The organism is Streptomyces sp. NPDC001407 (genome assembly GCF_042895325.1).
GTDB lineage: Bacteria > Actinomycetota > Actinomycetes > Streptomycetales > Streptomycetaceae > Streptomyces.
In genome coordinates this window covers 14,229-26,385 of record NZ_JBIAWF010000001.1, presented here as the reverse complement: position 1 = coordinate 26,385, position 12,157 = coordinate 14,229, and the positions used below count along the sequence as shown (strand labels likewise).

8 protein-coding genes are annotated in these 12,157 nt (G+C 72.2%); 6 read left to right on the top strand and 2 right to left on the bottom strand.

All coding sequences use genetic code 11. The features are described 5' to 3' along the window. The first annotated feature begins 83 nt into the window (after positions 1 to 83). Positions 84 to 1,502, top strand: a complete 1,419-nt coding sequence (locus tag ACFY1P_RS00125) for a sugar porter family MFS transporter (protein ID WP_390749222.1) — start codon at positions 84 to 86, stop codon at positions 1,500 to 1,502. Positions 1,503 to 2,010: 508 nt separating this feature from the next. Here ACFY1P_RS00125 and ACFY1P_RS00120 read toward each other — a convergent pair. Beyond that, positions 2,011 to 3,474, bottom strand: coding sequence for a purine-cytosine permease family protein (locus ACFY1P_RS00120; protein WP_390749221.1), 1,464 nt, complete (start codon positions 3,472 to 3,474; stop codon positions 2,011 to 2,013). 221 nt (positions 3,475 to 3,695) lie between these two features. Between ACFY1P_RS00120 and ftsY the strand changes: the two genes are divergently transcribed. Beyond that, positions 3,696 to 4,931 (top strand): signal recognition particle-docking protein FtsY, encoded by a 1,236-nt coding sequence (gene ftsY, locus ACFY1P_RS00115; protein ID WP_390749220.1) that lies wholly within the window; start codon positions 3,696 to 3,698, stop codon positions 4,929 to 4,931. Positions 4,932 to 5,016: 85 nt separating this feature from the next. Here the strand turns inward: ftsY and ACFY1P_RS00110 are convergent, their stop codons facing one another. Further along, positions 5,017 to 5,688, bottom strand: coding sequence for a bifunctional DNA primase/polymerase (locus ACFY1P_RS00110; RefSeq protein ID WP_361534690.1), 672 nt, complete (start codon positions 5,686 to 5,688; stop codon positions 5,017 to 5,019). 456 nt (positions 5,689 to 6,144) lie between these two features. Here ACFY1P_RS00110 and ACFY1P_RS00105 point away from each other — a divergent pair, with 456 nt between their 5' ends. From ACFY1P_RS00105 to ACFY1P_RS00090, 4 genes are all read left to right on the top strand, one after another. Further along, positions 6,145 to 7,656 (top strand): hypothetical protein, encoded by a 1,512-nt coding sequence (locus ACFY1P_RS00105; RefSeq protein ID WP_390749219.1) that lies wholly within the window; start codon positions 6,145 to 6,147, stop codon positions 7,654 to 7,656. Between the two features lie 339 nt (positions 7,657 to 7,995). Next, positions 7,996 to 9,321 (top strand): ammonium transporter, encoded by a 1,326-nt coding sequence (locus ACFY1P_RS00100; RefSeq protein ID WP_390749218.1) that lies wholly within the window; start codon positions 7,996 to 7,998, stop codon positions 9,319 to 9,321. Beyond that, positions 9,318 to 9,665, top strand: coding sequence for a P-II family nitrogen regulator (locus ACFY1P_RS00095; RefSeq protein WP_361534696.1), 348 nt, complete (start codon positions 9,318 to 9,320; stop codon positions 9,663 to 9,665). The genes ACFY1P_RS00100 and ACFY1P_RS00095 overlap by 4 nt, the downstream gene beginning before the upstream one ends. A 66-nt stretch (positions 9,666 to 9,731) precedes the next feature. Continuing rightward, positions 9,732 to 12,146, top strand: a complete 2,415-nt coding sequence (locus ACFY1P_RS00090; RefSeq protein ID WP_390749217.1) for a [protein-PII] uridylyltransferase — start codon at positions 9,732 to 9,734, stop codon at positions 12,144 to 12,146. Positions 12,147 to 12,157: the final 11 nt, after the last annotated feature.

Here is a 12,157-nt window from a genome sequence, read left to right as displayed (position 1 = left end):
TGGTGGGCCCCCCGGAGTTGTGCCCCACTTGAAGGGCCAAGCCCCCCACGCCCGGCAATGCCGCCGGGCCTCAGGAGTACACGTTGACCAGCACTGCGATGGCGCAGGGGTCCGAGGGCCGCAAGGCCCAGCCGGACCACCTCGGCCATGTCATCTTCATCACCGCGGCCGCGGCCATGGGTGGCTTCCTCTTCGGCTACGACAGTTCCGTGATCAACGGTGCCGTCGAGGGTATCCGCGGGAAGTACGACATCGGCTCTGCCGCTCTGGCCCAGGTCATCGCGATCGCCCTGATCGGCTGCGCGATCGGTGCCGCCACCGCGGGCCGCATCGCCGACCGCATCGGCCGGATCCGCGTCATGCAGATCTCCGCGACCCTCTTCACCATCAGCGCGATCGGCTCGGCGCTGCCCTTCGCGCTGTGGGACCTCGCCTTCTGGCGCGTCCTCGGCGGCATCGCCATCGGCATGGCCTCGGTCATCGGCCCGGCCTACATCGCCGAGGTCTCGCCGCCCGCCTACCGCGGCCGGCTCGGCTCCTTCCAGCAGGCCGCGATCGTCGTCGGCATCGCCGTCTCGCAGCTCGTGAACTGGGGCATCCTCAACCTCGCGCACGGTGAGCAGCGCGGCCACGTCCTGGGCATCGAGGCCTGGCAGCTCATGCTCGGCGTCATGGTCGTCCCGGCCGTCCTCTACGGCCTGCTGTCCTTCGCGATCCCCGAGTCCCCGCGCTTCCTGATCTCCGTCGGCAAGGTCGACCGGGCGAAGGTCGTGCTGGCCGACGTCGAGGGCCACACCGTCGACCTCGACAAGCGCGTCGCCGAGATCGAACTGGCCATGCACAGCGAGCAGAAGTCCACCTTCAAGGACCTGCTGGGCGGCAAGGCGGGCTTCCTGCCCATCGTCTGGGTCGGCATCGGCCTCTCCGTCTTCCAGCAGCTGGTGGGCATCAACGTCGCCTTCTACTACTCGGCGACCCTGTGGCAGTCCGTCGGCATCGACCCGAGCGACTCCTTCCTCTACTCCTTCACCACGTCGATCATCAACATCGTCGGCACCGTGATCGCGATGATCTTCGTCGACCGCATCGGCCGCAAGCCGCTCGCGCTCGTCGGCTCCGCCGGCATGGCGATCTCCCTCGCGCTGGAAGCCTGGGCCTTCGCCTCCAAGGCGGCCGACGGCTCGCTGCCGACCGCGCAGGGCACGGTGGCCCTGATCGCGGCCCACGCGTTCGTGCTCTTCTTCGCCCTGTCCTGGGGCGTCGTGGTCTGGGTCTTCCTCGGCGAGATGTTCCCCAACCGCATCCGCGCCGCGGCGCTCGGCGTCGCCGCGTCCGCGCAGTGGATCGCCAACTGGGCCATCACCGCGAGCTTCCCGAGCCTGTCGGACTGGAACCTCTCCGGTACGTACGTCATCTACGCGGTCTTCGCCGTGCTCTCCATCCCCTTCGTGCTGAAGTTCGTGAAGGAGACGAAGGGCAAGGCGCTGGAGGAGATGGGCTGACCCACCCCGCCGCCTCTCTCCTCGAAGGCCGTTGCCTCTGGCTCACTTGCGTGAGCCGGGGGCAGCGGCCGTTTTGTATGCGGGTGGGGTGCGGCGCCTGCGGCGCTTTGTTCCCCAGCCCCGCCCCTTCCCGGCTGCATCTGAATTTGCGGCTCCGCCGCGTGGGGGGCTCTGCCCCAGACCCCGATGCGCGGGGACGTCGGCTGACGCGCAGCGCCTGCGGCGCTAGTCCTCAAACTCCCCCAGCGGTAGCTGGGGGAGTTTGAGGACAACGCGGCGAAGCCGTGTTGCGGGGGTCTGGGGGGCTTGCCGCCAGTTTCGGGAAGGGGCGGGGCTGGGGAACAAAGCGCCGCAGGCGAAGCCCCCCACGCGGCGGAGCCGCACATCAGATACAGCCGGGAAGGGGCGGGGCAGGGGAACAGACCACGAGCCCGCCCGACACGCAAACGTCCCCTCCCGCCGGGGAACGGCGGAAGGGGACGGGGTGAAGCCAAGCGCAGCGGCCCGGCTACGCCGAGACCTTCTCGCGGGCCGGGGCCGAAGGCGAGGCCTCCGCCACGGACTCCTGCGGCGTCGGAAGCAGAAGCATCACGAGGGCCGCGATGGCGATCGTGGCCGCCCAGCCCAGGCCGTACTCACCGATGAACGTGCCGGACAGCGGACCGGCGAACCAGTCGCACTTGGTGAAGCAGGCACCCGCGATCAGGGCGACCGTCCAGGCGGTCATCGCCTGCCAGCAGAAGCCGCCCACGTACCAGTAGCGGCTGGTGCGGCCGGTGTCCATCAGGGCCTCCGCGTCGTAGCGCACCGCACGGGCCCGGCGGCGGGCCATGTCGACGGCGTAGACGCCGATCCACGCGGAGAAGGAGACCGCGAGCAGGATCAGGAAGGTGATGAAGGAGCTGAGGAAGCTCTTGGCGACCAGCATCAGCATCAGACCGCCGACGAGGGAGATCACGGCGTTGATGCTGACGGCCATCGCGCGCGGCAGCTTGACGCCCATCGTCTGGGCGGTGAAGCCGGCCGAGTACATCGACAGGCTGTTGATCAGCAGCATGCCCACGATCGCGGTCGCGAGGTACGGCACGGCCAGCCAGGTCGGCAGGATGTCGCCCAGGAAGGAGACCGGGTCCGGCGCCTTTGCCAGATCCGGGGTCGCCACGGCCATGACCGCGCCCATGAGCACCATCGGGACCATCACCAGGCCGGCGCCGGAGACCGTCGCGCCGACGATCTTCTTGCCGGACGCCTTGTGCGGCAGGTAGCGCGCGAAGTCGGGACCGGTCGGCACCCAGCTGATGCCACCGGCGGCGATGGTGCCGATGCCGGTGATCATCATGGCGGTGGTGCCCGTCGGCTTGGAGAAGACCTCGCTCCAGTCCATGTGGACGACGAGGTAGCCCAGCACCAGCACGGAGAAGACCCCGAAGAGGTACGTCGACCACTTGTTGCAGACGTTCAGCGCCTTGCGGCCCATGCCGCTCACCAGGAAGGTGCTGGCGACGAACAGGAAGAGCGTGACGACGATCAGCGGGGTGTTGCTCTTGATGCCGAAGAGCAGGTCCAGGACGGTCAGTACGGCGTAGGCGCCGGTGACCGCGTTGATCGTCTCCCAGCCGAAGCGGGCGACCCACAGGATCGCGCCCGGGAAGAGGTTGCCGCGGACGCCGAAGGTCGCGCGGGAGAGCATCGCGCCCGGGGCGCCGCCCCACTTGCCGGAGACCGACAGCACGCCGACCATGCCGAACGACGCGAGCGCGGCGCACCCGGCGACGATCAGGACCTGCCAGAAGTTCAGCTGGTTGAAGACGACCAGGGCCGCGCCCATGGTGAGCAGCAGCACACTGATGTTGGCGGCGACCCAGGTGGGGAACAGCTCCCGGACGCGACCGTGCCGCTCATGGTCCGGGACGGGCTCGATGCCGCGGGTTTCTATCGCGCCGTCGGACTCGGCGGGGACGACGTTGTCCATGTGGGGGGCTCCGTGCGGGTGAAGCGGGGCAAAAGCCACAGCGGAAGGGCCGGGGCAGAAAGAGACGCTGCGGACTCTACGCGCGTCACAACGTCACACGCCATCGTACTTTGCTCCAACTTTGGCCAGATAGTGCCTTTGGTCCTCGTTACTTCGTACGAATCCACAGGTCGCGGAGGCGGCGGCGCGATGACGGCCCGGTGTCCGATACTGGGGACGTTATGGAAATCGTCATCCTTGCTGTAGTCATCGCTGTGGTCGCGCTCGGCGCGATCAGCGGGCTCGTGGTCAGCAGCCGTAAGAAGAAGCAGCTGCCCCCGGCCCCGCCGAGCAGCCCGTCCGTCACCGCGCCGCCCGCCGAGCCGCACGTCGGCGAGGAGGCCGAGACCCCGCGCCCGGAGCCGCGCCGCACCGTCGAAGAGGTCGAGCTGCCCGCGGCCGACACCCCGGTGGCCGAGGCGCCCGTCGCGGAGCCGGAGGCCCCCGAGGCCCCGGCAGCGCCCGAGATCGAGGTCCCGGAGCCCACCGCCGGCCGGCTCGTCCGGCTGCGCTCCCGGCTCTCCCGGTCGCAGAACTCCCTCGGCAAGGGTCTGCTGACCCTGCTCTCCCGCGAGCACCTCGACGAGGACACCTGGGAGGAGATCGAGGACACCCTGCTCACCGCTGACGTCGGCGTCGCGCCCACGCAGGAGCTCGTGGAGCGCCTCCGCGAGCGGGTGAAGGTGCTCGGCACCCGCACCCCCGAGGAACTGCGCGTCCTCCTGCGCGAGGAGCTCGTCGCCCTCATCGGCGCCGACACCGACCGCATGGTCCACACCGAGCCCGGCGTGGGCGTGAACGGTGAGGAGAAGCCCGGTGTCGTGCTGGTCGTCGGCGTCAACGGCGTCGGCAAGACCACCACCACGGGCAAGCTCGCGCGCGTCCTCGTCGCCGACGGCAAGTCCGTGGTCCTGGGCGCTGCGGACACCTTCCGCGCCGCCGCCGCCGATCAGCTCCAGACCTGGGGCGAGCGTGTCGGCGCCCGCACGGTCCGCGGGCCCGAGGGCGGCGACCCGGCGTCGATCGCCTTCGACGCGGTCAAGGAGGGCATCGCCGAGAAGGCGGACGTCGTCCTCATCGACACCGCGGGCCGCCTGCACACCAAGACCGGGCTCATGGACGAGCTCGGCAAGGTCAAGCGCGTCGTCGAGAAGCACGGCTCGGTCGACGAGGTGCTGCTCGTCCTCGACGCCACCACCGGGCAGAACGGCCTGGTGCAGGCGCGGGTGTTCGCCGAGGTCGTGGACATCACGGGCATCGTGCTCACCAAGCTGGACGGCACCGCCAAGGGCGGCATCGTCATCGCGGTCCAGCGCGAGCTGGGTGTGCCGGTGAAGCTGGTGGGCCTGGGCGAGGGTGCGGACGACCTCGCGCCGTTCGAGCCGGAGGCGTTCGTGGACGCCCTGATCGGCGACTGACCGACGCGATCCGCGCGACGAGCGGGGCCCCACAGCTTCGGCTGTGGGGCCCCGCTCGTCGCGCGCTGAAGCCGGGGCGGCGGCCTCAACGGCACAGCGGCGCGCGGTGGCAGACGTAGGCCAGCGTGCCCAGCAGCAGCCGCGCCTGCGGTGGCCGGCCAGCGGTGTCGAGGGTCGGCGGGCGCAGCCAGCGCATCGGGCCGAGGCCCGCGAGATCGGAGGGCGGCGCGGTGATGTGGTCGCCGGGGCCGAGGCAGCGGAGGTCGAGGCGGGCGTCGTCCCAGCCCATGCGGTAGAGGAGCTGGGGGAGTTCGGCGGCGGCGCCGGGCGCGACGAAGAACAGGGCCCGCCCGTGCGGGGTGAGGGCCACCGGGCCGAGCGGCAGCCCCATGCGCTCGAGCCGGGCGAGGGCGTGCCGCCCGGCCGTCTCGGCGACCTCCAGGACGTCGAAGGAGCGGCCCACGGGCAGCAGCACGGCGGCCCCCGGCACCTCGCCCCACGCGGCCGCTGCGGCGCCGAGGGTGGCGCCCGCCGGGACGGGCGGGGCGAAGGCGAGCGGATGCGCGCCGGGGTCCGGGCAGTCGGTGGTGCCGCAGGAACAGGCCACGCGCCCGCCGCGGGAGGCGCGTGCGCCCGGGACCACATCCCATCCCCACAGGCCGGTGTACTCCGCCACCGCTGTCACGGTCTCGGCCGCGCGTCCGCGGCGCCGAGAGCCCGAGCGCAGATCCCGGATGCCGCCGATAGTGAAGCCCATGCCCCCTCCAACGGGTCGTGCTCGCCGATGGTTACGACTCGGAGTGTCTCGAACACGGACGGTCGTCGAATCCCTCCCCGTGGCGGCGTGAAGGTGTGCGGCCCGGTGCGCGCGGCCGAATGCGCGCCGTGGCGCGCATCGGTCCGACCTGCCCCTGATCGGTATGTGTCAAGTCAATCGCGTGGAGGTGCGGTTGAGTTCATTCCTTGGGGTGGCGAATGGTGGCGTTTCCTGGACTGCCCTCGCGTGATCAGTGATCGTAGGATTACTTTCGGTGCACGGACCTCGGAGATGCACCCGCCGACAAGTCGAATTCGTCGGAGGCGCGGCCCGTTTCGCCGCCCGGCCGCACAACCCCCGGCCGGGGTGGAGCATCACCGGACAGGCCGCCGCAGTGGGCGGCAAGCTGTTTGCGGTTCACGCACTGATCACAGAGTTCGGGATGGGGGCTTCCAGGTGGGCGGCAACGGCAGCGGCACCGGTGGTGCCGAGAAAGCTGAGAAGGCCGGGTCCGACCGGGCCGAGAAGCGTCCCAACGAGCAGTTGGGCTCCTGGTTCCTGCGCAGCGGTTGGTCCAAGGGCGAGCTGGCGCGCCAGGTCAACCGCAGGGCGCGGCAGTTGGGCGCCCACCACATCAGCACGGACACCTCGCGGGTGCGCCGCTGGCTCGACGGCGAGCAGCCGCGCGAGCCGATTCCCAAGATCCTCTCCGAGCTGTTCTCCGAGCGCTTCGGCTGCGTCGTCGGCGTCGAGGACATCGGGCTGCGGGCCGCGCACCAGTCGCCCTCCGTGGCCGGCGTCGATCTGCCCTGGGCCGGCCCGCAGACCGTCGAGCTGATCAGCGAGTTCTCCCGCAGCGACCTGATGCTGGCCAGGCGCGGCTTCCTCGGTGCCTCGCTCGCCCTCGCGGCGGGCCCCTCGCTGATCGAGCCGATGCAGCGCTGGCTCACGCCCGGCCCCGTCGGCCGGGATCTGCACAGCGTGTCGGACCGCTCCCCGCGCGCGTCCCGCCTCTCCGCGCCCGAGCTGGATCTGCTGGAGTCCACGACCGTGATGTTCCGGCAGTGGGACGCCCAGTGCGGCGGCGGGCTGCGCCGCAAGGCCGTGGTCGGGCAGCTCCACGAGGTCACCGACCTGCTCCAGGAGCCGCAGCCGGAGGCCACCTCCAAGCGGCTGTTCAAGGCCGCCGCCGAACTGGCCCAGCTGGCGGGCTGGATGAGCTACGACATCGGCCTCCACCCCACCGCCCAGAAGTATTTCGTGCTCGCCCTGCACGCCGCCAAGGAGGCCGGCGACCGCCCCCTCGGGTCGTACATCCTCTCCAGCATGGGCCGCCAGATGATCCACCTCGACCGGCCCGACGACGCCCTGGAGCTCATCCACCTCGGGCAGTACGGCTCGCGGGAGACGGCCACCGCGCGCACCCAGGCGATGCTCTACGCCGTGGAGGCCCGGGCGTACGCCAATATGGGGCAGCCCGCCAAGTGCAAGCGCGCGGTCACCATGGCGGAGGACTGCTTCGCCGACTGCGGCTCCGGTGACGACGAGCCCGACTGGATCCGCTTCTTCTCCGAGGCCGAGCTCAACGCCGAGAACGCCCACTCCTTCCGCGACCTCGCCTATGTGGCCGGCCGCAGCCCGACGTACGCCTCGCTCGCCCGGCCCAAGATGGAGCGCGCGGTCGAGCTCTTCGAGCAGGACGGCGACCACCACCGGTCGTATGCACTCAATCTCATCGGCATGGCCACCGTGCACCTGATGCAGCGCGAGCCGGAGCAGGCGACCGTCCTGGCCGGCAAGGCCCTGAAGATCGCCAAGCAGGTGCGCTCGGAGCGGGTCAACAACCGCCTGCGCAAGACCGTGGGCACCGCCGCCCGCGACTTCGGCGAGGTGCACGAGGTCGTCGCCCTCACCGAGCAACTGGGCATTCACCTGCCGGAAACCCCGGAAGCCGTGCAAGCGGTCTGACCCCGCCCGGCCGTCCTGGCCGGCCCTCGACACGTCCCTCCCGACCCACGACCCCGACCGCGGCGGCCCTCCCGTACAGCCCGACTCGGCTCCCCCACGCCAGGTCCGACAGGGCGGTCGCCGCGGCCGGTCCGAGCACCTCATGGACCGCCGCCGCGAAGCACAGCACGGCGCGGGCCGATCACCGCAGTTCATCGGGGTGTAACACCTACGACGCCATCGTCATCCCGGTGAAACAACCGGCCGCACCGGCTGAAACCGCGCTGCGTCAACCTCTTGGCGAAACCCGGCCCGCTGACAACCCGCCCGTACGGGCCGCCGCTTTCGAGGAGACGTCGCGTGAATGGCGCAGATACCGCATTCGTATTGATCAGTGCCGCGCTCGTGATGCTGATGACCCCGGGCCTGGCCTTCTTCTACGGCGGCATGGTGCGGGTCAAGAGCGCGCTCAACATGCTGATGATGTCGTTCATCTCGCTCGGCATCGTCACCGTGCTGTGGGTGCTCTACGGCTACTCACTCGCCTTCGGTGACGATGTCGGCGCCGGGCTGCTCGGCAATCTCGACCACATCGGCCTCAAGGGCATCAGCCCGGAGACACTGACCGGCAAGGGCGGCATCCCGGTCTTCGCCTTCGCCCTCTTCCAGTTGATGTTCGCCGTCATCACCCCCGCCCTGATGAGCGGGGCGCTCGCCGACCGGGTGAAGTTCAGCGCCTGGGCCCTCTTCATCACCCTCTGGGTCACGGTCGTCTACTTCCCCGTCGCCCACTGGGTCTGGCAGCCCGGAGGCTGGCTCTTCAAGCTGAAGGTGATCGACTTCGCGGGCGGCACGGCCGTCCACATCAACGCGGGCATCGGCGCCCTCGCCGCCGTGCTCGTCGTCGGCAAGCGCATCGGCTTCAAGAAGGACCCCATGCGGCCGCACAGCCTGCCGCTGGTGATGCTCGGCGCGGCGCTGCTGTGGTTCGGCTGGTTCGGCTTCAACGCCGGTTCGGCGCTCGCCGCCAACGGCACCGCGGCCAACATGGCGCTCAACACCCAGGTGGCGACGGGCGCCGCCATGCTCGGCTGGCTCGCCTACGAGCGCATCCGGCACGGCGCGTTCACCACCCTCGGCGCGGCCTCCGGCGCCGTCGCCGGCCTGGTCGCCATCACGCCCTCCGGCGCCGCCGTCAACGCCTTCGGCGCGCTCCTCATCGGCGTGGTCGCCGGCGCGGTCTGCTCCTGGGCCGTCGCCCTGAAGTTCAAGCTCGGCTTCGACGACTCGCTCGACGTGGTCGGCGTCCACCTCGTCGGCGGTGTCATCGGCACCCTGCTCGTCGGCCTCCTCGCCACCGGTGGCATCGGCGGCGGCACCCAGCTCGGACGGCAGGCCGTCGGGGCGTTCGCGGTGCTGGGCTACTCCTTCACCGTCTCCTGGCTCCTCGCCAAGCTCGTCGACAAGGTCATCGGCTTCCGGGCCGCCGAGGACGACGAACTGAGCGGCATCGACCAGGCGTTCCACGCCGAGACCGCCTATGACTTCAGCGCGGTCGGCGGCGTCTCGGCGGTCACCCGGGCCGTCGCGCACACCCCGCCGGGCCCGTCCTCGGAGACCGGCGACGACGCGTCCGGCCACACCCCGGACAACGGCACGGCACAGCACAAGAAGGTGGACGCATGAAGCTCATCACCGCGGTCGTCAAGCCGCACATGGTCGACGACATCAAGGCCGCGCTGCGGAGCCTCGGCGTGCGCGGCATGACCGTCAGCGAGGCCAGCGGGTCCGGCCGCCAGCGGGGCCACACCGAGGTCTACCGCGGCGCCGAGTACACCGTCGACCTCGTGCCGAAGATCCGGATAGAGATCCTCACCGAGGACCACGACGCCGAGGACGTCGTCGACACCATCGTGAAGACGGCCCGTTCCGGCGACACCGGCAAGATCGGCGACGGCAAGGTGTGGGTCGTCCCGGTCGAGGACGTCGTCCGCGTACGCACCGGCGAGCACGGCCCGGACGCCCTGTAGGCCCGCGGCCGTTCGAGGCCCGGACCGGCCGGCCCCCTTCCACGAGCACTCTCAAGGAGTCCTGACGTGACGGACACCGGTTCCCCGGCGACCGGCTCGGAACCCGGCGGTTACGCGGCGGCCCGGCTGCGCCTCCTGCACCAGGGGCGGCAGGCCGGGCCGCCGCGCCGCGCCGCCCTCGCCCGGCTCACCGACCAGTGGCTGGGGACCCTGCTCGGCGAGACCCACGGCGTGGCGCTCGTGGCCGTCGGCGGCTACGGCCGCGGCGAGCTGTCCCCGCGCAGCGACCTCGACGTCCTGCTGCTGCACGACGGTTCGGCGGACATGTCGAAGATCGCCGCGATCGCCGACCGCGTCTGGTACCCCGTCTGGGACATGGGCCTCGCGCTCGACCACTCCGTGCGCACCCCGGCCGAGGCGCGCCGGACCGCGGCCGCCGACCTCAAGGTCCACCTCGGGCTCCTCGACGCCCGCCACCTCGGCGGCGACGAGCACCTCACCGCCGGGCTGCGCGCCACCGCCTATGCCGACTGGCGGGCCCAGGCCCCCTCCCGGCTGCCGGAGCTGCGTGAGCTCGGGGAGGAACGCGCCAGGCTCCAGGGCGAGTTGCGGTTCCTGCTGGAGCCCGACCTCAAGGAGGCGCGCGGCGGCCTCCGGGACGCCACCGCCCTGCGCGCCGTTGCCGCCTCCTGGCTCGCGGACGCGCCCCGCGAGGGGCTGGAGAGCGCCCGTGCCCTGCTGCTCGACACCCGCGACGCCCTCCACCTGGCCACCGGCCGCGCCACCGACCGGCTGGCCCTCCAGGAGCAGGACCAAGTGGCCGCCGCCGTCGGCCTCCCCGACGGCGACACCCTGCTGCGCGAGGTCTACGAAGCCGCCCGCACCGTCTCCTACGCCGCCGACGTCACCTGGCGCGAGGTAGGGCGCGTCCTGCGCGCCCGCTCGGCCCGGCCGCGCCTGCGGCGGATCCTCGGCGGGCGCGGCGGCCGCGGCGGTTTCGTGGAGCCGGAGCGGCTGCCGCTGGCCGAGGGCGTCGTCGAGCAGGACGGCGAGGCGGTCCTCGCCCGTGCGGCACGGCCCGAGCGCGACCCCGTGCTGCCGCTGCGCGCCGCGGCCGCGGCCGCGCAGGCGGGGCTGCCGCTGTCGCCGCACGCCGTGCGCCGGCTGGCCGCCACCGCGGGCCCGCTGCCGGTGCCCTGGCCCGACGAGGCGCGCGAGGCGCTGGTCACCCTGCTCGGCGCGGGCCCTCCCACCGTCGAGGTCTGGGAGGCCCTCGAAGCGGAAGGGATCATTTCGCGGCTGCTGCCCGAATGGGAGCACGTGCGCTGCCGCCCGCAGCGCAACGCCGTGCACCGCTGGACCGTCGACCGCCACCTGATCGAGACCGCGGTCCGGGCTGCCGCCCTCGCACGCGACGTCGACCGCCCCGACCTGCTCCTCGTCGCCGCCCTGCTGCACGACATCGGCAAGGGCCGCCCCGGCGACCACTCCGTGGTGGGGGAGGCCCTCACCCGGGACATCGCCGCCCGGCTCGGCTTCGGCCCGGCCGACACCGAGACCCTCGCGACGCTCGTACGCCACCACCTGCTGCTCATCGACACCGCCACCCGGCGCGACCTCGACGACCCGGCGACCGTCCGGACCGTCACCGACGCCGTCGCCCGCACCGACACCCTGGAGCTGCTCCACGCCCTCACCGAGGCCGACGCCCTCGCCACCGGGCCGGCGGCCTGGAGCGCCTGGCGGGCCTCGCTGGTGGCGGGCCTCGTGCGCCGCGCCGCGGCAGCGCTCACGGGCGACGCCCCCGGCTGTAAGCGGGCGGAGCCGCCGGCCACCGGGCACGAGCGCCTGGTGGCCGAGGCGCTGCGCACCGGAGGCGTCGTGCTGGAGCTGCGCGAGCGGCCGGAGGGCGAGGACGCCCCCGACGGCACGGGCACGGTCGGCGTGGAGCTGGCCATCGCCCTTCCCGACCGCTCGGGGGTGCTGCCCGCGACCGCCGGGGTCCTCGCACTGCACCGGCTGACTGTCCGCGCGGCGGACCTCCGGTCGGTCGGTGGCACGCTGCTGCTGCGCTGGCGGGTGGCCGCCGAGTTCGGCTCCCTGCCGGAGCCCGCGCGGCTGCGGAACGATCTCGTACGGGCCCTGGACGGCGGCCTCGACCTCGTCGGACGGCTCGCGGAGCGGGAGGCGGCGTACGCCAAGCGGCGCCGGGGCGCGCACGCGCCGCCGCGGGTGACCGTGGCCGCCGGCGGCTCGCGGGACGCGACGGTCCTGGAGGTACGGGCCCAGGACGCCCCCGGCCTGCTGCACCGCATCGGGCGGGCCCTGGAGGAAGCCGGGGTGTGGGTGCGCAGCGCGCACGTGAGCACGCTCGGGGCCAATGTGGTGGACGCGTTCTATGTGACGCGGAGCGACGGCGGGCCGCTGCCCGACGACGAGGCGACGGCGGTGGCCCAGGCTGTGGAGGCGGCACTGACCTGAGCCGGGACCGC